At 64.7% G+C, this 20,201-nt stretch carries 20 protein-coding genes; 16 read left to right on the forward strand and 4 right to left on the reverse strand.

From position 1 onward, the window contains the following. Nucleotides 1–53 precede the first annotated feature (53 nt). Nucleotides 54–401, reverse strand: coding sequence for a hypothetical protein (locus tag VGH98_12005; protein ID HEY2376690.1), 348 nt, complete (start codon nucleotides 399–401; stop codon nucleotides 54–56). A gap of 112 nt (nucleotides 402–513) precedes the next feature. On the opposite strand from VGH98_12005, the gene VGH98_12010 reads away from it, so the two are divergent. The 10 genes from VGH98_12010 to VGH98_12055 all read left to right on the forward strand — a co-directional run bounded on the left by VGH98_12010 (nucleotide 514) and on the right by VGH98_12055 (nucleotide 10,207). Next, nucleotides 514–777, forward strand: a complete 264-nt coding sequence (locus tag VGH98_12010; protein HEY2376691.1) for a DUF6496 domain-containing protein — start codon at nucleotides 514–516, stop codon at nucleotides 775–777. A 202-nt stretch (nucleotides 778–979) separates the two neighbouring features. Continuing rightward, nucleotides 980–1,405 carry a hypothetical protein gene (locus VGH98_12015; GenBank protein HEY2376692.1) on the forward strand — a complete coding sequence of 142 codons (426 nt, stop codon included), beginning with the start codon at nucleotides 980–982 and terminating at the stop codon, nucleotides 1,403–1,405. A 177-nt stretch (nucleotides 1,406–1,582) separates the two neighbouring features. Beyond that, entirely contained in the window at nucleotides 1,583–3,493 is a 1,911-nt protein-coding gene (gene ctaD / locus VGH98_12020) for a cytochrome c oxidase subunit I (protein HEY2376693.1), read from the forward strand. 86 nt (nucleotides 3,494–3,579) lie between these two features. Next, a complete protein-coding gene (locus tag VGH98_12025) occupies nucleotides 3,580–4,116 on the forward strand; it encodes a heme-copper oxidase subunit III (protein ID HEY2376694.1) in 537 nt (178 codons plus the stop codon). After that, nucleotides 4,113–4,529: a hypothetical protein gene (locus tag VGH98_12030; protein ID HEY2376695.1), complete on the forward strand. Its 417-nt coding sequence runs from the start codon at nucleotides 4,113–4,115 to the stop codon at nucleotides 4,527–4,529. Before VGH98_12025 ends, VGH98_12030 begins: the two co-directional genes overlap by 4 nt. After that, entirely contained in the window at nucleotides 4,511–5,374 is an 864-nt protein-coding gene (locus VGH98_12035) for a cytochrome c oxidase assembly protein (protein ID HEY2376696.1), read from the forward strand. Before VGH98_12030 ends, VGH98_12035 begins: the two co-directional genes overlap by 19 nt. Next, entirely contained in the window at nucleotides 5,371–5,748 is a 378-nt protein-coding gene (locus tag VGH98_12040; GenBank protein HEY2376697.1) for a c-type cytochrome, read from the forward strand. Before VGH98_12035 ends, VGH98_12040 begins: the two co-directional genes overlap by 4 nt. Then, nucleotides 5,748–6,767, forward strand: a complete 1,020-nt coding sequence (coxB, locus tag VGH98_12045) for a cytochrome c oxidase subunit II (GenBank protein ID HEY2376698.1) — start codon at nucleotides 5,748–5,750, stop codon at nucleotides 6,765–6,767. The genes VGH98_12040 and coxB overlap by 1 nt, the downstream gene beginning before the upstream one ends. Before the next feature lie 72 nt (nucleotides 6,768–6,839). Beyond that, nucleotides 6,840–8,321 carry a bifunctional DedA family/phosphatase PAP2 family protein gene (locus VGH98_12050; protein ID HEY2376699.1) on the forward strand — a complete coding sequence of 494 codons (1,482 nt, stop codon included), beginning with the start codon at nucleotides 6,840–6,842 and terminating at the stop codon, nucleotides 8,319–8,321. 2 nt (nucleotides 8,322–8,323) lie between these two features. Then, nucleotides 8,324–10,207, forward strand: a complete 1,884-nt coding sequence (locus tag VGH98_12055; GenBank protein HEY2376700.1) for a serine/threonine-protein kinase — start codon at nucleotides 8,324–8,326, stop codon at nucleotides 10,205–10,207. Between the two features lie 98 nt (nucleotides 10,208–10,305). Here VGH98_12055 and VGH98_12060 read toward each other — a convergent pair whose 3' ends face one another. After that, entirely contained in the window at nucleotides 10,306–10,770 is a 465-nt protein-coding gene (locus VGH98_12060; GenBank protein HEY2376701.1) for an LEA type 2 family protein, read from the reverse strand. A 206-nt stretch (nucleotides 10,771–10,976) separates the two neighbouring features. Between VGH98_12060 and VGH98_12065 the strand changes: the two genes are divergently transcribed. The 3 genes from VGH98_12065 to VGH98_12075 all read left to right on the forward strand — a co-directional run bounded on the left by VGH98_12065 (nucleotide 10,977) and on the right by VGH98_12075 (nucleotide 12,614). Continuing rightward, on the forward strand, nucleotides 10,977–11,498 hold the full coding sequence (locus VGH98_12065) for a DUF4440 domain-containing protein (protein ID HEY2376702.1): 522 nt from the start codon (nucleotides 10,977–10,979) through the stop codon (nucleotides 11,496–11,498). Between the two features lie 43 nt (nucleotides 11,499–11,541). Continuing rightward, the gene (locus VGH98_12070) at nucleotides 11,542–12,066 is read left to right on the forward strand and encodes a DUF4440 domain-containing protein (GenBank protein HEY2376703.1); all 525 of its coding nucleotides are present in this window, start codon (nucleotides 11,542–11,544) and stop codon (nucleotides 12,064–12,066) included. A 152-nt stretch (nucleotides 12,067–12,218) separates the two neighbouring features. After that, nucleotides 12,219–12,614: a hypothetical protein gene (locus tag VGH98_12075; protein ID HEY2376704.1), complete on the forward strand. Its 396-nt coding sequence runs from the start codon at nucleotides 12,219–12,221 to the stop codon at nucleotides 12,612–12,614. 108 nt (nucleotides 12,615–12,722) lie between these two features. Here VGH98_12075 and VGH98_12080 read toward each other — a convergent pair whose 3' ends face one another. Then, nucleotides 12,723–13,694, reverse strand: a complete 972-nt coding sequence (locus tag VGH98_12080) for a branched-chain amino acid transaminase (protein HEY2376705.1) — start codon at nucleotides 13,692–13,694, stop codon at nucleotides 12,723–12,725. 441 nt (nucleotides 13,695–14,135) lie between these two features. Between VGH98_12080 and VGH98_12085 the strand changes: the two genes are divergently transcribed. Beyond that, on the forward strand, nucleotides 14,136–15,398 hold the full coding sequence (locus VGH98_12085; protein ID HEY2376706.1) for a trypsin-like peptidase domain-containing protein: 1,263 nt from the start codon (nucleotides 14,136–14,138) through the stop codon (nucleotides 15,396–15,398). Nucleotides 15,399–15,489: 91 nt separating this feature from the next. On the opposite strand, the gene VGH98_12090 is transcribed toward VGH98_12085, so the two are convergent. Beyond that, nucleotides 15,490–17,223: a family 10 glycosylhydrolase gene (locus VGH98_12090; protein ID HEY2376707.1), complete on the reverse strand. Its 1,734-nt coding sequence runs from the start codon at nucleotides 17,221–17,223 to the stop codon at nucleotides 15,490–15,492. Between the two features lie 287 nt (nucleotides 17,224–17,510). Here VGH98_12090 and VGH98_12095 point away from each other — a divergent pair, with 287 nt between their 5' ends. Together VGH98_12095 and VGH98_12100 are read left to right on the forward strand one after the other, a co-directional pair. Beyond that, nucleotides 17,511–19,265 carry a HAMP domain-containing sensor histidine kinase gene (locus tag VGH98_12095; protein ID HEY2376708.1) on the forward strand — a complete coding sequence of 585 codons (1,755 nt, stop codon included), beginning with the start codon at nucleotides 17,511–17,513 and terminating at the stop codon, nucleotides 19,263–19,265. Further along, nucleotides 19,250–19,933, forward strand: a complete 684-nt coding sequence (locus VGH98_12100) for a response regulator transcription factor (GenBank protein HEY2376709.1) — start codon at nucleotides 19,250–19,252, stop codon at nucleotides 19,931–19,933. Before VGH98_12095 ends, VGH98_12100 begins: the two co-directional genes overlap by 16 nt. Nucleotides 19,934–20,201 lie beyond the last annotated feature (268 nt).

The raw sequence follows: 20,201 nt of genomic DNA on the forward strand, positions 1-20,201 counted from the left end.
TAGAGGATACGAATCAGGCTCGTGCTCAGCGGCAAGAGATTGCGCGCCCCGCACTACGCGCTGCGCTCGGCGTTCCGGGCACGTGGAAACCACGGACGATCTGCAAATCGCGTCCGCGCGAGTTGCGTGACTCGCTCGCGCAGCTCGCGCGGGGGCGCCTCGACGCTGTACAGAATCGCGAGGGCGCAGCCGAGGATCGTGCGATCGAGTAAGCACCAGGGTCGGAGCAGGTGGCCTTCGATGGTCAGCGTCGCTTGCGCGCTAGGCAGTGTGACTTCTTGAATCCCGTGTTCGGCGGTGTACACCCAGCATTCGGAGACGGCGGATTTCGACTCGCGCCGTAGTTGCGCGCGCAACGCATTCGATAGTTCCATCTTCATGCTCCGTGTAGCGGACGTCACGACACACGACTCCTTTCGAGTATCGGTTGACGCCGTGATTCATGTAGGGCGGTATCATGTTTGCACCCGGATCGGCTCGTTCCTCGAAGACGGGCTTCTACCCGGAGGGGTCATGGCAGCAAAGCGTGGCGGCCGCAAATCGAGTCGACGAAAATACGGCCGCGGTGCAAGCAAGCGCGTCGAGAGCGCGATGCGCCGACGAAAGCATGGAACACTGAAGCGTGGCAAGAGCGGCCATGGTGGCAAGGTGAAGAGCCGCAAGCAGGCGATCGCGATCGGACTGTCGGAAGCGCGCAAGAAGGGAGCGAAGGTCCCGCGCAAGCGTTCCTCGCGCAAGCGGACTTCCCGCAAGCGTTCGTCCCGCAAAAGCTCCTGAGCTGTTGCATAACGAGTCGCGTCCGGCGCGCGCGGGACTGTCGTGTTCGTCTCGACGCGTTGCGTACCGGCTGTAACGAGTCGATCGGCTTCCACGGGTATCCGGCACTGTCTCGCCCGCGATTTGCGTTCGCGGCCTCCAAGGGCGTCCGCTCGTGTGGAAATGGGGGAGGATGAGCGACGCACTCACTCAGGGAGGCGTTATGCGGAGGTACGTGCTGGCGTCCCTCGCGATGCTACTCATCGCGTGTGGCGGCGACAAGGCTATTGGTCCCGAAACAGTCGCAGGGACTTACACACTCCAGACAGTGAACGGAAACAATGTGCCCGCGGCGTTTTACGAGGACTCGCAGGAGCGAGACGAGTTCGTCAGCGGCAGCGTAGTTCTGGCGGACGACAATAGCTGGACCGGCCAGCTCGGCGTGCGCGGCACGGACCTAACGACGAACGAGATGTTCGTCAACACCAACGCGCCGGTCGGCGGTACGTTCTCGTTCAAGAACGGCCAGATCACGCTGACCGATTCCTTCAACGGCCTGGTGTTCACCGGCACGGTCGCCGGAGCAACGCTGTCGGTCGGGACGCAAATCGTGCTCGGAGCGCCGACGTCGTTCGTCTTCCGTAGATAGGAACTGGAGGCGAGGGACCAGGGGCTAGCCTTGCGGGTCTAGCTCCTGGCAGGTGGCACCGCTTCGAGCGGCGGCTAGCGCACGCGCACCGACAATTGAATGGGCGGCCTATTCATTCGCCGGAATTACACGGTCATGGCGTGATGAATGCACGACCCGGGCGCTCGACGCCGTACAATGGACCCGCCATTCGTCATGGACACGACCGCGCTCCCTGAGATCGCGACGACGAGTATTCGCCAGCTCGAGGCATCGTGGACCAGTCCACACAACGCGCTGGCGTGGCTCGCGACGGTCGACCACAAAAAGCTCGGCATTCGCTACATCGTCACCGCCTTCGTCTTCTTTCTCCTCGGCGGCGTCGAAGCAGCGTTGATGCGCGCGCAGCTCGCGCGCCCTGAAGCGCGTCTCCTCTCACCGGAGCTGTACAACCAGCTGTTCACGATGCACGGCACCACGATGATGTTCCTCTTCATTCAGCCGGTGCTATCGGGATTCAGCTTCTATCTCACGCCGCTCATGATCGGCGCGCGAGAGCTCGCCTTCCCACGGCTGAACACGTTCAGTTATTACGCATTTCTGCTTGCGGGCGTGTTTATGTACGCGAGCTTCGCCATTGGCCACGCGCCCGATGGCGGATGGTTCGCGTACACGCCGCTCACCGGACCGCGCTTCGATCCCGGAATCAACATGGAGTTCTACGTCCTCGGACTCCTCTTCCTCGGCATCTCGACGACGGCGGGCGCGATCAACTCCATCGTCACGATTCTCAAACTGCGAGCACCCGGCATGTCGATCGATCGCATGCCGCTGTTCTTGTGGAGCTCGCTCACGATGTCGATCTCCGTCGTGCTCGCAATGCCGGCACTTACCGTCGCTCTCGGCTTTCTCGAGCTGGAGCGACGCTGGCATTTCGTTTTTTTCAATCCGGCGCTCGGCGGCACGCCGTTGCTCTGGCAACACCTGTTCTGGGTGTTCGGACACCCGTGGGTGTACATCATTTTCCTTCCCGCCACGGGCATGCTCTCGATGATCATTCCCGTCTTCTGCCGGCGTCCGATCATTGGCCACACGTTTCTCGCCGTCTCCACGGTGGTGACGGGGCTCATTGGCTTCGGCGTCTGGGTGCATCACATGTTCGCGACGGGCCTCCCGCAGCTGTCGATGAGCTTTTTCGGCGCTGCGAGTATGACCATCTCGATTCCAAGCGCGGTCACCATCTTCGCCTGGATTGCGACGATGTGGCACGGACGTGTCGTACTCGCCACGCCGATGCTGTTCGCTCTCGCCTTCATTCTGCAATTCACGATCGGCGGTATCACGGGCGTCATGGGCGCCGCGGTGCCGTTCGACTGGCAGATCCACGATACGTATTTCGTGGTGGGACATATCCATTACGTGATTGCGGGAAGCTCCGTCTTCGCGGTGTTCGCGGCCCTGTACTACTGGTTCCCGAAGATGACGGGGCGGTTGCTGAGCGAGAGCATCGGCAAGGCGAGCTTCTGGGTGATGACGATCGGCTTCAACCTCGCGTTCTTTCCGATGCACATTGCTGGGCTGCTCGGCATGCCGCGCCGTGTGTACACATTCCAGCCAGGCCTCGGACTCGAGAGCTCGAATCTCGTCTCCACGTTAGGCGCGTATCTCTTCGCGATCGGCGTCGCGATCACGATCTGGAACGTCGCGCAGAGCCGCTTCGCCGGTGTGCTGGCCGGTCCCGACCCGTGGGGCGCGAGCTCGCTCGAGTGGCTCGCAAGCTCACCGCCGCGAGAGTACAACTTCGAGCATATCCCGCTCGTGACGAGCCGGGATCCACTCTGGGACGGCGGGCTGCGCTTCGGCCCTGCCTACGACGAGGGGCGGCTCACGCCGCGCACCTCGGCGCTGGATGCCCAGCTCGAAGCGGTCATCGAACTGCCGGAAGACAATGGCTGGACCGTGCTCATCGCTGTTACGCTGCTCGTCGCCTTTGTCGGATTGCTCGTTAGGCTCGACTGGTTGACGGCTCTCGGCGGTGTGGCGACCCTGCTCTGTCTCGCGCGCTGGCTGTGGCCCGTTCACGACAAGATGTTGGAGACCGAGGTATGACGGCGCGGGCCTTTCCTACTCCGCTCCCCGACGACCGACGTCTCCCACCTGCTACTCGCTCCAGCGAAGAGGTCGGGTGGTGGGGCATGGTGCTCTTCTGCCTCACCGAGGCCATGCTCTTCGCCTATCTGCTCGCAAGCTATCTCTATGTCGCCGTCGCCAACCGAGAATGGCCGCCGCCTGGTTTCGAGCTCCCGAAACTCCAACTGCCGCTGATCATGACCGCGCTGCTCCTCTCGAGCAGCGGGGCGGCCATCTGGGCGGAGAAGGGCATCGAGCGAGACGAACGAGGCCGCTTTCGCATCGGATTGCTCGTCGCGTTCGGGCTTGGCGCCGCGTTCCTCGTTCTCCAGATGCGCGAGTACGCCGAGAAGCTGCAGCACATGGGACCACGCGAGCACGCGTACGTCTCGCTCTTCTTCACGATCACAGGCTTTCACGGTGTGCATGTGGCGTTCGGGCTCGTGCTGATGCTCTACCTCGGGCTTCGCTCACTGCTCGGACACTTCGATGCCCACCGGCACCTCGCCGTCAAGAACGTGTTCCTGTACTGGCATACCGTCGACGGCGTCTGGCTCGCGATATTGACCGCGATCTATCTCTCGCCCCAGTTCTATCGATGATCGACGCCGGCACCGAGCGAATTCCCGTGAGTCAGCGGCGACTGTGGTTTGGCGTTTTGATCGCGCCGGCCGCCTGGATCATCGCGCTCATTGTCGGCTATCTCCTCGTGTCGCGTGGCTGTGACATCGCACCGAACGGCCTGCGTGGGCGGCCGGTCGCCAGCCCGGGCGTCGTGCAGGTCGTGTTCGGCGTGGCTTTCACCGTGCTCGCGTTAGGCTCCCTCTGGGCGGCGCGCGGGTCGTACCGCGCGATTGTCGCCTCGCGTCCACCAGGCCAGAGCACGCGCGTGGAGTGGGACCGCGCTCGATTCATGGCGCTCGTCGGAATTCTCGTCGCCTCGATCTTCGCATTCGGCATCGCACTGATCGCGATTGCGCCATTGATGTTGAACGCATGCATGCAAGCGCACTGAGTCCCGCCGATGTGTGGACGTCGTGGGGTGGCGAACCCGGCGTCATCGTGGCGATTGCCGTTGCGGCCGCCGCGTACGCGTCGGGCGTACGCGCCTTGTGGCGACGAGCCGGTGTCGGCCGCGGCGTTCCGCGTTGGCGAGTCACCGCGTTCTCGGCTGGCCTTGCGACCATTGCCATCGCATTGCTGTCACCGCTCGACGCTCTGGGAGAGACGCTCTTCTCGGCGCACATGGTTCAGCATCTCCTCCTCATGATGCTTGCGCCGCCACTCCTCGTGCTCGGCATGCCGCATGTGGCGGCGGCGTGGCTGTTGCCGCCACGGCGCCTAACGTGGCTGCGGCAGCGGCACGCCACACGGGGGCTTCTCGCCGTCTGGCATGGAGCGACAACGTGGCCCTTCGCCCTCGGCAGCAGTACGGCCGCGCTCTGGCTCTGGCACGCGCCACGATTGTACACGCTGGCGCTCGAGCGGCCCTGGGTTCATGCGCTCGAGCACCTGAGCTTCATCGCGACGGCGATCCTGCTCTGGTGGCGCATTCTTCTGCCGCGACACGAACGGCGATCGGCCTATGCGATCGGCGTGCTTCTCCTTCTCGCGACCTCGATGGAGAGCGGCGCGTTAGGCGCCGTACTCGCGTTCGCGCGCGAGCCATGGTTCCCAATACAGGCCGCGGGAGCGCGTGCGTGGGGGATCACGCCGCTCGAGGACCAGCAGCTCGCAGGGCTCATCATGTGGGTTCCGGGTGGACTCTTCTACATCGCCGCTGCGGGAGCGCTCTTCGCGACCTGGCTCGCCAATCACCGTGCACCGTCCAACGTCGCGGTCTCCGGGGGCATCCCATGATCCGGTCGCGGTCGTTAGGCAGCTGGCGTGTGCTCATCGTCATCGCTGTCGTCGCGTGCGCCCGGCGCGTCTCCAACAGCGCGGTGCCGGGAGGCGACGTCTCGCGCGGCGCGACGGCGCTCGCGGCTTTCTCGTGCGGCGCGTGTCATCAGATCGACGGCATCGCTGGCGCAGCGGGACTGGTTGGCCCGCCGCTCAATGGCATTGCCGATCGCACGATGATCGCGGGCGAGCTGCCCAACACGCCGGACAACATGAAACGGTGGATCATTGATCCGCAATCCGTGGAGCCGAATACCGCGATGCCGAATCTCCACGTCTCCCCGATTGTCGCGCGCGACATGGTCGCCTACCTCTACACGTTACGGAACTGATGGGGTGCCGCGTTCAGTACGCCGCGATCCGTATGGCGCTCCCCGCGACCGTCGTGGCGCTGGCCGCGTGCGATACGCCGATGAACGCGCTCGACGCAAGCGGCGATCCGGCACGACGCATCGCGACGCTCGGCTGGTTCATGATCGTGCTGTCCGCGATCATCTTCATCGGGGTCGTGATCGTGCTTGCCTGGGCCGTGTCGCGCAATCGGCGCACCACGGACCTCAGTCCGGACCTCACGCCACGAGGACGCGGCTGGATCGTGTATGGCGGGGCGCTCATGCCCACGCTCGTACTCGTCGCGATCTTCGTCGTCGCGATGAGCACTCTTGGAATGTTCCCCGTGCGCGGCGCCCCACCGGTGCTGACCATTCACGTTACCGGCCGCCAGTGGTGGTGGCAGATCGACTATCTCGGACCGAAGCTGCAGACGTACTTGACGACTGCGAACGAGATCCACATCCCCGTCGGTCAGCCGGTGCGAGTGCTTCTGACCTCCGCGGACGTCATCCACAGCTTCTGGGTGCCGAAGCTGCAAGGCAAGCTCGATCTCATCCCGGGTGACACGAACGACATTCGCCTTCGCGCCGAGCGTCCCGGCGAATATCGCGGGCAGTGCGCCGAGTATTGCGGGCTCCAACACGCGCACATGGCCTTCACCGTCGTCGCCGACGACTCGGCCACGTTCGCCCGGTGGTGGCGCGCGCAGCTCGAACCGGCCACTCCACCCGCGGATTCACTGACGCAGCTCGGACAGCGGGTCTTTGTGAATGGCCCATGCGTCGTTTGTCACACCGTGCGTGGCACTCCGGCACGGGGCCAGATTGCGCCGGATCTCACCCACGTCGGCAGCCGCAGAACGATCGCCGCGGGCGTACTGCCGAACTCGTTAGGCGCGCTCGAAGGATGGATCGCGAATGCGCAGTCGCTCAAGCCCGGCACGCAGATGCCGAACATCACCCAATTCAACGGCCGCGAGCTCCGCGCTCTCGCGGCCTACGTGTATAGCCTGAAGTAGTGCGAAACGGGCCTTGGCTGGCATCGAAGCTGCCAGCCGTATTGGTGTGTCCGTCTCGATATCTTCCGCTTCGTGGCTGCGCATCTAGTTGGGCTCGTAGCACATTACGGCTATGCATTGATCGCCCTTTTCCTGTTCGGTGAAGGGCTGGCTATTCCGTTCCCGACCGATACGACGGTCGTCACCGCCTCGGCGCTCGCGGCGCGCGGCCATCTTTCGCTCGCGCTCGTCTTTCTCGTCTCGACGCTCTCGACCACGGCGGGGACGACCGCGGCATTCTACCTCGGCCGCACCGGCTCGAGCTTCATCTCGCGTCATGCCCACAGGGGCGGCAATGCCCTGGCCCACGCGCATCGCTTTTTCGAGCGGCATGGTACGAGCGCGGTGCTCTTCGGCCGCTTTGTGCCAGTTGTGCGTATGCTCATTTCGGTCGTCGCCGGCGTGTCGCAAATGGACGCCCGCCGCTTCACCTTGTACAATCTCGCCGGCGCCGCGATCTGGGCCTGCGCCTTCTGCGCCATCGGCTATTTCTTCGGTCATCACGCATCACCGTTCTATCATCAGATCGTACGCGCCTCTCTTGTCGCGGGCTTCGGACTCGCGGCGCTCGTCACACTCGCCGTCGCCGGCGGTTGGCTGATCGAGGACGTCGACGCCACCTGGCGCGCCGAGGGCACGTTGTGGCACCGGGTCTTGATGTCGCGGCCCGTGCGTTGGCTCGCCGATCGATCACCGCGTGCGCAGTCCATTCTCTTCCGTCGATTCTCACCGGCCCACTATCTCGGTCTCAACCTCACGCTTGGACTCGGCGTCAGCTTCGTCTTGCTGTTGGTCTTTGCCGCGATTGCGCAGAGCGTGTTGTCGAAGACTGCGATCGTCCGCTTCGATCTCGATCTCGCCGAAGTGTTGCACTCCGGTGCGACGCCTCACGGCATTGCCTTCTCGGTTGCGGTGACGCGGCTCGGAACCATGTCGACGACCGCGGTCTTCGGACTGCCCCTCGCGATCTGGTATTCGTCGCGCCGCGGTTGGCTGCCCCTCGCCGGCTGGCTCGCCGCACTCTCCGGCGCGGAAGTGCTCGCGTGGGCACTCAAGCATGCGATCCATCGCGACCGGCCGATCTTCGAGATCGCCTACGCCTCCGAGCCGTCGTTCAGTTTTCCCAGCAGCCATGTGCTCGGCGCGTTGGTGGGTTATGGCATGATTGCGTATTTCGTGATCTGCCTAACAGGTTCCCGATTCTGGCGCACCTCGACCATCCTCATCGGCGCAATGCTCGTCGCGGCCGTCGGGTACAGCCGGCTGTACCTCGGCCTTCATTTCTTCAGCGACGTCGTCGGTGGACTCGCCGCCGGCGCCGTCTGGCTGACCACCTGCATCACGGCGCTCGAAGTCGCACGGCGCAAGCAGGAAACGGAGTCTCTCGGCCCGATCGCTCGGCATATTCATCGCGATGAATCGCCATCGAGCAGTCTGGTCAGGATACGCGCCGAGCCGACGCCGCAACCCGAAGCGCCCTCCTCCCGTAAGCGAGGTACTCGACCAGGAGATTGAACATGGCGGCGCGCGTGGACCCGGAGTTCCTCGAACTGCAGTCCGCCTTGGCGGGGGAGTATTCCCTCGAGCGGGAGCTGGGTCGGGGCGGAATGGGCATCGTGTACCTCGCGCGCGAGGTTCAGCTCAACCGGCTGGTTGCGATCAAGGTCCTCCCAGGCACTCGTCCCGAGCTACGCGAGCGCTTCGTTCGAGAAGCCCGCACCGCCGCTTCGCTCTCTCATCCGAACATCGTTCCGATATACCGCGTCGGCGAGGCGGGCGAATTCGTCTACTTCGCCATGGCGTTCGTCGACGGTGAGACGCTCGGTGAGCGATTGAGACTACGGGGTCCTCTCTCTCCCGCGGTCGCGACTCGACTGCTGCGAGAGGTTGCCTGGGCGCTCGCCTACGCGCATGGCCGCGGCGTCGTCCATCGCGACGTCAAGCCGGACAACATTCTGATCGAAAAGGCAACGGGCCGTGCGCTCGTCACCGATTTCGGCATCGCTACGGGTGACGACGATGGCGAAAGTGCCGGACGCATCATGGGTACGGCCCAATTCATGAGTCCGGAACAAGCAACTGGTGGCGTGGTCGACGGCCGCAGCGACCTGTATTCCCTCGGTATTGTCGGCTATCTCGCGCTCTCGGGCCGCCTTCCCTTCGACGCCGAGACGCTTCCGGCGCTACTGGCGAGACAGGTGAACGAGCCAGCAACGCCACTGGCGCGTGCCGTATCGGGATTACCGCGACCCCTCGCAGCGTCGATCGACCGCTGTCTTCGGAAAGACGCGGCGGAGCGCTTTGCGACGGGTGAGGCGATGGCGGATGCGCTCGACGAGTTCCCATCGAATCGCACGCAATTGCCCGCGCCACTTCGACTGTGGCTCCGGGCGTCGGACCCGCTCAAGCCGCTCTATCTGATGTGGAGCACGGTCTTCTTCATGGGCACGCTCTCGGAGCTGCGGCGCGGCGACTGGCCAGTCACACTCGCGTTCATGCTTCTGCCAGCGATCCCGAGCTTCACCTTCCACGCCCGGAAGCTGCGCAAAGTGCTTGGAGCGGGCTACACACTGCCCGATGTGCAGCACGCCGTGAAGCTATGGCAGGCAGAAAAGCGCGAGGAGCTGGCGTTCGAGCGAGAGGGTCAGCTGTCGCGCGGGTTCCAGATTCTACGCGGAGCAACGATCGGATTTGCGGCGCTATTCGGGCTTCTGGTAACCCGCGTGATCGATCCCTACAGCCTTCTCCGGTGGGTATCACACTCGCTTCCAGCGCGAGTTCTTGCGATGGCGGTCGTGGCCGTCCCCGGGGTAGCAGCCGTCGTGTCCGCGATCGCCTCGCACGCGCTCGGCGTTCCCTTTGTCCCGCGCGACCTGCGACGCCGCCTAACGGGTGCGGTGCGGACCTGGTTCTGGAGTAGCCGCGCGGGCGCGCTGGTGACGCGCTTGTTGACACCGAAGCGTCGTGACCGACCGGTATCGCTCGACTACCGCCCGACCGAGATGGCCTTGGGCCTGGCGGTTGGCGATCTGTTCGACGCGCTGCCGAAGTCGTATCGCATCCATCTCGCGGAGCTGCCCGACGTCGTTAGGCGACTCGAAGCGCATGCGGCTGCCTGCCGGGCGGATGTCGAGCGCGTCGAATCGCTCGACGCGGGTGGAGACGGTGCACTCGCGGCGCCGCGAGCGCATGCTCGGGAATCTCTGGCGCAAGCAGTCGCGGCGCTGGAGTCGATCCGGCTCGATCTGCTGCGACTCCACGGCGGCGAGACCGATCTGCGCCCGATCACCTCGGTGCTCGAGGCGTCGCAGCAGATGGGGATCGAGCTGGCGCGCCTAACGAATGCCCGTGGCGAAGTCGAGGCGATCGCGCCCGCGAAGCCGATTCCGACGCCCGCCTGACTACGTGGTTGGTGGTTGGTGGTTGAGATCGATGTTTGGGTTCGATCGATCGCGCCGCCAATCACCAGCAACGAACAACGAGCGACCAGCAACCAGCGTCACCGCGGCTTCACGGGCGCAAACTCACCCTTCTGATCGAAGGGGATGTTGCGAGAGCCGATCGGCGTGTCCGCCGTAACGGTGCCGATGAGACGGTATGGCACCATGCCGTAGCCGACGACCGCGTTCCCGGCAGCGAGTATACCGCGCAGGCTCAGGTCGAGCGGGAGCGCGACGAGCAGCGAATCGTGCCCGCCGACGGTTCGGTGCAGTGTGTCGACTCCGCGCGCGACCGCGATGGTGTCGCGCACGAACAACTCGTACGTCATCCCCGACGTCGCGAGACTGTATGGATTCGGGTTGTGCACGAGGAGATTCACTCGCACGCGTCCACCGATCGGCGTGATGCTCTCGAGTGTCACACCGCGAAACGCGACCGTTGGCGCTGTGAAGAGGTGCTTCGCCGCGGCGCTGCAGGCGAGCGCGGGGATCGCGAGCGCGAGAAGTCGGGTGCGAAGGCGCATGGGACGAATCTAGAGGGATTGCCGCGGGGAGTGCTCGATGCTTCACGCTCGCAACGCGTCGGACCGGGGGCATCATCCACGGTCATTCATCCCGCCTCGCTGCGGGCCGGAGCGGCCGGAGGCCGCTGACTTGCCGCACGAGCACGGTGAGCCCATGATAGGGGCCCCCGCCATTTCCGCCGGGCCACCCACTCGGAGGTACCGTCATGCGCACATCGTGTCTCGTGTTGATCACGCTCGCCGCCGTCGCCGGATGCACCACACAGCAAGCTCGGCGCACTGATACCACGTCGCCAGCCGCGGCGACGCTCGCCGGCGCACCGAGCGTCGACGCCGCAGCGATCGGCAAGGCCATCCAAGCCGCCGACTCGGCGCAGGGTGCCGCCCTCCTCAAGGGCGACAGGGCTGCGGCGGCTGCGTACTACGGCGACGACGCTATCGTCATGGTGCCGAACGACAAGCTGGCCAGGGGACACCAAGCGATCGTGAAGGCGCTCGCCACCTTCTTGGCAGCCGGAAAGGTCACCGCGTTCGCGACGCACCGTGAGGATCTTCTCATCACCGGCGACTACGCGATCGAGACGGCGTCGTTCGAGATGACAATCCAGCCAAAGACAGGCAAGGCGATGAGCGACAAGGGAAAAGGGCTCACGGTTTTCAAGAAGGAGGCGGACGGCAGTTACAAGGCGATCCGCGACATCTTCAACAGTGATCTGCCCGCGAAGTGACCGTCGCGCTGGTCTCTCATCCCATTCAATAAAGGAAACGTGTATGCGCTCGAGTTTCACATGCGTTGTTCTCCTCGCCCTCGCCGCGTGCGGTGCCAAGGACGCTCGTCGGTCCGACACCGCTGCACCTGCGACCGCGACCCTTGCCGGCACGGCGACGCCGGACGCCGCCGCCGTTAGGCAACTGATCGATAGCGCCGACGCGCGCTTCGGCGCGGCAGCGCTCAAAGGTGATACTGCGACACTCGCCAGCTTCTACGCCGACGATGCCATGTTCATGGATGCGAATATGCCAACCATCCGTGGCCACGACGCAATCGCCAAAGCCTTCGGGGCAATGGTGGCGACGATGAAACCGACCTCGTTCAAGCTCCAAACGACAGATCTCATCGTGTCGGGCGAGTACGCCATTGAAACCGGGACGTACGACGTCAGCAACGCGGCTGCCAAAGGCGCAAAGCCGAGCCATGCCGTCGGGAAATTCCTGGTCATCTGGAGAAAACAACCCGACGGCCGGTACAAGATCATTCGGGATATCGGGAACAGTGATCAGGCCCCGGGGAAGTGAAGGTGGTGATTGGGTGATTGGTGGGTTGGTAGTTGGCGATTCGTGATTCGTGGTCGGTAGCCGGCGAGAAGACGCCAGCGGCCGATCCGAATCACCACCAATCAGCAACCAATCACCAACCACGACCGAGAGAAGCCTTTCTGGAGGTAGCCATGACCAGCATTTCGTTCCGTCCGCGCGCGTGGGCGCTTGCTCTCTGCCTAACGTCACTCGCCGCGCCACTCGCCGCCCAGCAGGAACCCAAGCCGCAGAGCACCGCCCCAACCATGGTCTCGGCCAAAGCGATCGCCGAGCAGCTCGGCGCGAAGCTCCAGCCCCGCGACGACGACGAGCTCCGCATCGGGATGAGCTTCACTGCCGTGCTCGAATCCCCAGACAAGCTCGCGGAGCTCGGCCTCAAGGGAATGCACGCCGGCGCGCGCGTCACCGTTGCTCGCGTCGCGCCGGACAAGATCCGCGTCGAAGCCGATGAGATGACGCCCGTCGAAGCGAGCGCGAAGGCGACGCTCAAACTCGACGACAAGGGAATGCTCGTCGCGCCGAAATGAATGCGTGGGAGGGCAGCGGGTAGAGGGTAGAGGGTGGAGGGTGGAGGGTGGAGGGTAGAGGGTTGAGAGCGACACCCTCTGCCCTCTACCCTCAACCCTCTACAGCTTCTACCCTCTCCGCTCAGAGACCAACGGACGCGCATCGGCACGCTCGGCGCGGACATACGTCAGCCAGCCGTGCGGATCTTGCCCCTCGCCGCGTACCGTCGACAGGAAGATTCGCTGGAGCTCTTTCGTCACCGGCCCCGGCTTCCCCGCGCCAACCGTGATCTTGTCGACGCTGCGGATTGGCGTGATCTCCGACGCCGTGCCCGAGAGGAACACTTCGTCCGCGATATACAGCATTTCGCGCGGCAGCGGCTCCTCGCGAATCGGAATACCCGCCTCGGCCGCGAGCGAGAGCACCGACTCGCGTGTGATGCCGGGAAGCAGCGTCCCGTCTATCGGCGGCGTGTACAACGTGCCTTTTCGCACGAGGAAGAGATTCTGGCCGGAGCCTTCGCTCAGCATGCCGTCGGTGCCTAACGCGATTGCCTCCGCGAAACCCTTGGCCATCGCTTCCATCTTGATGAGCTGACCGCCCAGGTAATTGCCGGCGATCTTTGCCATCGCCGGAATCGTGTTCGGGGCGACACGATTCCAGCTCGCGACGCATGCGTCGACGCCGTTCTCGAGCGCGCCTTCGCCGAGGTACGTCCCCCATGGCCAGCAGGGCAGGTACACGTTGATCGGGCTGGCAAAGGGAACCATGCTCGCCGCCCCATATCCACGGATGATCATCGGCCGCAGGTAGCATGCATCGAGCTCGTTTCGCTCGACCAGCTCGCAGCACGCCGCCACCAGCTCATCGATTGAGAACGCCAAATCCATCCGGTAGATCTTGGCGGAATCCATCATGCGCTGCAGGTGGTCCTGGAGCCGGAAAATGGCCGGTCCGCGAGCTGTGCCGTAGCAGCGAATCCCCTCGAAGATGGAGGAGCCGAACTGCACGGAGTGCGAAAGCACATGGATCTGCGCGTCCTGCCAGCGAATGAACTCGCCGTCGCGCCAGATCCAATTGGTTTCAGTGAGCTTGTACACGAGGAGCTAGGGGCTAGAGAATAAGGGCTAAGAGGGCCACTGATAGAGCGTAGCGCCGTTCAGCAAAACGGGCCAGAGCGAGTTTGCGGACACCCTGTACGTCGGCCCTGTTCCCCCGCAGAGCTCCTGTCGCCTCCAAATGCACGCCGCGGAGACGCCCGCCGCCAGATCGCGCCGCTCACGAGGAGCGCGACGGCACGAATGCCAAGCGCGACAGTCCATGGCGCATCGCGCGAAATGGTTTGGCTCGCCATGTCGGGCGGAACCCTCTCGACATCTCAGGGTAGGTATTCTCGTCGGTGTTCCAGTTCTCTCATCAGGCGGCGCCGGAGCATCGGGGCCGCCTTTTACGTTCCTGCGACGTACGGCCATGGTCCGCACAGTTCGACCGTTAACGCCGCGAGTGGTTACAACTTTCTAACACTTGAAGGTGAATTGAACATGTCTGTGTTACCGTCTGGCGGGCGCACGCGGGCGCTCGCTCTCTCCATCGGCAGCGCCGCAATTGTCGCCTCTGGCGTCATGACGGTGTTGCATGCTCAATCGTCGCGGCAGGCGTCCACGAATGCGCACGCCGGCGCCGTCAACGCAACAGTCATCGCACCGCTCGTCGAGACGCAGAATGCGTTCGCGGCCGTCGCGCAGCAGGTTACCCCTGCCGTCGTCTCGATTCACATCGAAGGCAAGGTTCCGGCGTCGCAGCGCATGCAGCAGATGCCCGACTTCCCGGATCTTCGTCAGTTCGGCTTCCCCGACATGGGTGCGCCGTTCGGCGGTCGAGGTCAACGTGGGCAGGGCGGAGTGCAGGACAACGTGATCCACGCCTCGGGCTCCGGCTTCATCGTGTCGCCCGATGGAACGATTCTCACGAACAACCACGTCGTCGCTGACGCCAACAAAGTCACGGTCATTCTTTCCGACCGGCGTGAGTTCGACGCGAAGGTCATAGGTCGCGATCCGACAACCGACGTCGCGGTGATCAAGATCGATGCGCACAATCTGCCGACCGTCCCTCTCGGAAACGACGAGACGACTCGCGTCGGCGACTGGGTGCTCGCGATCGGCAATCCGCTCGGCCTCGACTTCACCGTCACGCAGGGCATCATCAGCGCAAAGGGCCGGGGTGGGCTCGCCGGGCTCTATGGCAGCCCGTACGCAGTAGTCGACAATCTTCAGACGGATGCGCCGATCAATCCCGGAAACTCGGGTGGACCGCTCGTCAACATCCACGGCGAGGTCGTTGGCATGAACTCGGCAATCGCCAGCCCAACCGGCAGCTACGCTGGCTACGGCTTCGCGATTCCGGTGACGCTTGCAAAGGACGTCATGAACCAGATCGTCCAGTACGGTCACGTTCGTCGCGGCGTCCTTGGCCTCGAGCTTCGGGAAGTGACGCAGAAGGACGCGCAAACGGACAAGCTCGTGCAGGGTGGCGTGGCACAGATCCGTGGTGCGCTGGTCGCCGAGTTCCCGCAGGACGGCGCCAGCCCGGCCAAGTCTGCCGGCATCGAGAAGGGCGACATCATCGTCAACGCGGACGGTCATGACATCGACCATGTCGCGTCCCTTCAGCGCGTGATTCGCTCCGAGCGCCCCGGCGACGTCGTCTCACTCACGCTCGTTCGACAGGGCGCCGAGAAGACGGTGCACGTGAAGCTCGCGGAAGCACCGAGCGAGGAGACGCCGAAGCTGGCGACTCGATAAAGCTCCGGTGTCACCCTGAGCGAAACGAAGGATCTGCTTTCAGAACCTTGAAAGCAGATCCTTCGTCGCTTTCGCTCCTCAGCATGACGAGCTAGCGCCTCAGTCGGAGAACGGTTCGCGTGCTCGTCTGTCCCACCCGATCCACGGCCGATACAGCCACGAGATCCGGATCCGCGCTGTCGGGCAGAACAAATTCGCGCGTCGCCACGGGCAGGATCGTCGTCTTCCAGTGCTCGTCCGCGTCCCGCATCTGGACGACCCAGAGCGATACCGCGGCGCTATCGCCGGCGGTGATCTTCAGCGTTAGGCGGTCGCCGTCGCTCGCGTTGACGATCTCGGCGCCAGGCGGCGCCGGCGGCTTGCCGCCGAGCCAGGGCATTTCGGGAACGAGGGCCGGGTCGCGGTAGCTATCCGATTCCAACCGGTCTCCTAACGAGCCGGAGAGTGGACCGGCGTTGGCGACGAGCGAGCCGAGTCGGAAGTGAATGTGTCCATTGGAATCGATCGATCCTTCGCGGGCATCGCGAAGGATCGTGATCTGTCGCGGAATCTCGTCGATCGGCCACGGCGGCTGACCGACGGCGCCGGCGGTGTAGAGACCCATCCAGATGTGCCGCCCCATCGGATTCTGCGTGCGCCACCAGGCGTCGAGCGCGCGAAAGCGATTCTCGGCGGCGTCCACCTGCCAATAGAGCTGCGGCGCGAGATAGTCGACCCAACCTTCGCGCAGCCATTTGCGTGAGTCGGCGTACGTCTCGCGGAACGAGTCGAGTCCGTCGATCCCTTCGGGATAACCGGGGCGCCAGATACCGAACGGACTGATGCCGACCGCGACCCACGGCTTTGCGACGTGCACGCGCTGATAGAGTTGCTGGACGAAATCGTCGATGTTGTGACGACGCCAATCGTCCCGGTTCGTCCATTTCTGTCGACGACCGTACTTGATCCATGACAACTGATCGGGGAAATCGAGCTCGTGGACCATCTTGATGGTGTGTCGATGACGTCCGCGACCGACGCGGCGATAGTGCGTTCGCGTCTCGCGATACGGGTAGAAGAAGTCGTCGAGGTGTACGCCATCGATGTCATAGCGCTGGACGACGTCGATGATCGTCGCCAGCACAGCCTCGCGCGCCGTCGGAATGCCCGGATCGATCCACTGCTGCCGGCCGTAGCGACGGACCCAATCTCTGTGGGTGCGCGTAACGTGATTTCGCGCCGCCTTGATGCCGCCGTCGAGTGATGCGCGAAACGGATTGAACCAGGCGTGCAGCTGGATTCCCCGCGCGTGCGCCTCGCGCACGGCAACGGCGAGTGGGTCGTAGCCCGGACTCACTCCCTGGCGACCGGTGAGCTTGGCCGACCACGGTGCGAGCGGCGTGGGGTAGAGCGCGTCGCCGCTGAGCCTCACGTGAAAGATGATCGCATTGAGGCCAATTGCCTTCGCGCGATCCAGAAGGTTGATCAACTCGCGCTGTTGCTGCTCAGCCGTGAGACCAGGCCGAGAGGGCCAGTCGCCATCCGCCGCTGGGCTCAACCAGGCGCCGCGAAATTCCCGCAGGATGATGGGCGGAAAGACGGTGCTGTCGCGGAGAGCGACGCGCGACATGTCGCGCGGCGCCCCTTGCGGGACGACGCCCTGGGTACCGGCGCCGCGCGCGCTGCCGAGGAGGAGGCCGGCCGCGGTCGCGAGGGCACAGGCGCTATTGCGGGCATGGCTGAACGGCAGGTACGTCAACGGCGAGCGAGGCGGCATTTCGCGGATCGTCGGGTCGGACACGGGAGCGACCGAGGCGAGCACCCGATCGCCGCGTTTCGCGTTCACGCCTACCAGACGAGTACATGGGCGGACTGGTCAGACCGTCGAAGGGACGAGTCGTCCGAACGGCCTTACGGGCGTCGAGAATTCATACACCAACGGCTCGTTAGGCGAGGATAGAACCGAACTGCGGCACACGGGAGGGCCTGTCGAGAGAGGCCCGTCGAGAACGTCGGGCCGAGAACGGCGGCCTCTTCTCGGCTCGCTCTAGTGGCCCGCTGTCGTCCCTGATTTCACAGTTCCTACACACCCCCTCTGTTGTCCCGGCGAGGTCCCCGACCCATGATACCTCGGTGTTTCCCACCCGCCTGCCTTCGTCCTTCCGATTTCGCGTCCCGCTCATCGTTCTCCTCGCGAGCATCGGCCTCACGGCACTCGCGGTGGTCGACGCGCAGCGGACGGTTCGGTCGCAGCAGGAGGTGACCGAGCGGGCGCTCCGCGAGTACGCCACTTTCGCTGCATGGAGCTACGCTCAGCATCTCAACGAGGCGCTCACGACGCTGCTCCGCGAGTCGCTCGGCGCGGTGAATCATGGGGTTGGAATGCACACGTCGCCGCGCGTGCCGGATGCGCGCGATCTCGCGCACTACCTGCCATGGGACGCCGCGTGCATGTGTCACCGCGCACGCAGTGGACCCAATCCGTCCACATTCTTTGCGCTCAAAATCGGCTCTGACCATCTCGACGTCGGCCTCAACAGCCATCCGGATCCGATGCACGGATGGGAGGTCGATCGGCCCATGCCGGAGCCGCTCGCGATTGGTTTCGCCGGCGATTACTCGCGCGCCGAAAAGACGTATCTCGTCGACACGTTGACACGACGGATTCGCGCCGCTGGCCAGCCGGATCACGGCTACACGCTAGTCGTCGGTGAGACGAGCGAAGGACCGATGCTCGCCGCGTACACGCTTATGCCGACGTCGTGGGGGGACACGATGGTCTATGGCGCACGCTACTCGACGACGGCGCTGTCCGGCCTCCTCTCGGATGTGCTCGACGGCAACGGGCTGCTCCCCTCCACATTTACCGAGGGCCGTCGCAATCGCGACGTGCTCGCCGTGCGCGTGAGCGATCGCACCGGCCACCGAGTCTTCGATTCGGCACCCGGACTGACGTCGCCCCTCGAGTCGCACATCGATCTGCCGAGCCGTGTCGGTTCGTTAGGTGTCGACGCGATCATACGACCCGAAGTTGCAGGAACTCTGATCATCGGTGGGATGCCGTCGTCGCGGCTGCCGATGCTGTTCGGCGTCCTCGGCCTCGCGGCGGCGCTCGCCGTGGTCGCGGTGGCGCAGCTGCGCCGCGAAGGCGAGCTGGCCCGTCTTCGCGCGGACTTCGTGTCGAGCGTGTCGCATGAGCTGCGGACGCCGCTCGCGCAGATCAAGCTCTATCTGGAGACGCTCCGTCTCGGACGCGCCAGGACCGACGCCGAGCGCGAGTGGTCGCTCGGCCACATCGATCGCGAGACGACGCGCCTTCATTTTCTCGTCGAGAACGTGCTCCGCTTCTCGCGCCTTGGGCGGAGCGAGGGAACGGTCGCGGCGCCGGCGGATCTCGGCGCGGAAGTCGAGCACATCGTCGACGAGTTTCGGCCGCTCGCCACCTCGCGCCGGGTCCGCATCGTGACCGCCATCGAAGCACGCCCGACGCTCGCGATGCGACCGGAAGCACTCCGGCATCTCCTCATCAACCTCCTCGACAACGCCGTGAAGTACGGGCCTAACGATCAGACGGTGCGTGTTTCGCTCGAGCAGCGCGATGCGGAGGTGGTCTTGAGCGTCACGGACGAAGGCCCGGGCGTCCCCGTCCGCGAGCGCGAGCAGATCTGGATGCCGTTCACCCGCGGAGCCGCGGCGCAGGCCAAGGGCGGAAGCGGGATCGGCCTAACGATCGTGCGCGAGGTCGTTGAGCTGCACGGCGGCCGGTGTTGGGTCGAGCCGGCGACGGCGGCCCGGGGCGCGCGATTCGTTGTCACGCTGCCCCTTCAGCGAGTGTCGCCGCCTAACGGGCGAGTCGCGCTCGCCGACGCGTCATGGCACGCGTCCTGATCGTCGAGGACAACGCCGATCTCGCAGCCGGGATTCAGTACAATCTGAGTCTCGAGGGCTACGAGACGTCCATCGCCGACGACGGCCGGCAGGCGATCGCCGTCGCCGAGCAGTGGGCGCCGGACTTGATCCTTCTCGACCTCATGCTCCCCGAGCTCGATGGCTATCAAGTGCTACAGACGCTGCGCAGTCGCGGCATGAAGATGCCCGTCGTCATTCTCACCGCCAAGGCCGAGGAGGCAGATAAGGTTCGCGGCTTCCGTCTCGACGCCGACCAATACGTCACGAAGCCATTTGGCGTCCTCGAGTTGCTCGAGCGCGTCCGGTCGCTGCTGCGTCGCTCCTCGCGCGATGGCGCCGCCGCGCCTGCGCCCCTGCGCTTCGGCGACGTCGTGGTCGATACGAGCTCGCGAATGGTTACCCGCGGCGGAGTGCCCTGCGCGCTGACGCCGAAGGCGTACGAACTGCTGCTTGCCCTCGTCCGCCGGGACGGCGCGGTCGTCACCCGCAATGAGCTGTTGAAGGAAGTGTGGGGCTATAGCGCGTTCGTTACGACGCGCACGGTGGATTCACACGTCGCCGAGTTGCGACGAAAGATCGAGGCGGATCCGGCGAACCCGCAGCACGTGAAGACAGTCTGGAAGGTGGGGTACCGATTGGAGCGCTAGTCGTGTTAGAACGGCGCGTCGAGAGAGGCGCGTCGAGAGAGGCGCGTCGAGAGAGGCGCGTCGAGAGAGGCGCGTCGAGAGAGGCGCGTCGAGAGAGGCGCGTCGAGAAGGGCGCGTCGAGAGAGGCGCGTCGAGAGAGGCGCGTCGAGAGAGGCGCGTCGAGAGAGGCGCGTCGAGAGAGGCGCGTCGAGAGGGGCGCGTCGAGAGAGGCGCGTCGAGAGGGGCGCGTCGAGAGGGGCGCGTCGAGAGAGGCGCGTCGAGAGAGGCG

The sequence above is a fragment of the Gemmatimonadaceae bacterium genome (genome assembly GCA_036496605.1).
GTDB lineage: Bacteria > Gemmatimonadota > Gemmatimonadetes > Gemmatimonadales > Gemmatimonadaceae > AG2.

What these genes read in the sequence shown, in the direction of transcription:
- VGH98_12010 (HEY2376691.1), top strand. Translation starts at nt 514, where the DNA reads ATGGCAGCAAAGCGTGGCGGCCGCAAATCGAGTCGACGAAAATACGGC.
- VGH98_12015 (HEY2376692.1), top strand. Translation starts at nt 980, where the DNA reads ATGCGGAGGTACGTGCTGGCGTCCCTCGCGATGCTACTCATCGCGTGT.
- ctaD (HEY2376693.1), top strand. Translation starts at nt 1,583, where the DNA reads ATGGACCCGCCATTCGTCATGGACACGACCGCGCTCCCTGAGATCGCG.
- VGH98_12025 (HEY2376694.1), top strand. Translation starts at nt 3,580, where the DNA reads ATGGTGCTCTTCTGCCTCACCGAGGCCATGCTCTTCGCCTATCTGCTC.
- VGH98_12030 (HEY2376695.1), top strand. Translation starts at nt 4,113, where the DNA reads ATGATCGACGCCGGCACCGAGCGAATTCCCGTGAGTCAGCGGCGACTG.
- VGH98_12035 (HEY2376696.1), top strand. Translation starts at nt 4,511, where the DNA reads ATGCATGCAAGCGCACTGAGTCCCGCCGATGTGTGGACGTCGTGGGGT.
- VGH98_12040 (HEY2376697.1), top strand. Translation starts at nt 5,371, where the DNA reads ATGATCCGGTCGCGGTCGTTAGGCAGCTGGCGTGTGCTCATCGTCATC.
- coxB (HEY2376698.1), top strand. Translation starts at nt 5,748, where the DNA reads ATGGGGTGCCGCGTTCAGTACGCCGCGATCCGTATGGCGCTCCCCGCG.
- VGH98_12055 (HEY2376700.1), top strand. Translation starts at nt 8,324, where the DNA reads ATGGCGGCGCGCGTGGACCCGGAGTTCCTCGAACTGCAGTCCGCCTTG.
- VGH98_12060 (HEY2376701.1), bottom strand. Translation starts at nt 10,770, where the DNA reads ATGCGCCTTCGCACCCGACTTCTCGCGCTCGCGATCCCCGCGCTCGCC.
- VGH98_12065 (HEY2376702.1), top strand. Translation starts at nt 10,977, where the DNA reads ATGCGCACATCGTGTCTCGTGTTGATCACGCTCGCCGCCGTCGCCGGA.
- VGH98_12070 (HEY2376703.1), top strand. Translation starts at nt 11,542, where the DNA reads ATGCGCTCGAGTTTCACATGCGTTGTTCTCCTCGCCCTCGCCGCGTGC.
- VGH98_12075 (HEY2376704.1), top strand. Translation starts at nt 12,219, where the DNA reads ATGACCAGCATTTCGTTCCGTCCGCGCGCGTGGGCGCTTGCTCTCTGC.
- VGH98_12085 (HEY2376706.1), top strand. Translation starts at nt 14,136, where the DNA reads ATGTCTGTGTTACCGTCTGGCGGGCGCACGCGGGCGCTCGCTCTCTCC.
- VGH98_12100 (HEY2376709.1), top strand. Translation starts at nt 19,250, where the DNA reads ATGGCACGCGTCCTGATCGTCGAGGACAACGCCGATCTCGCAGCCGGG.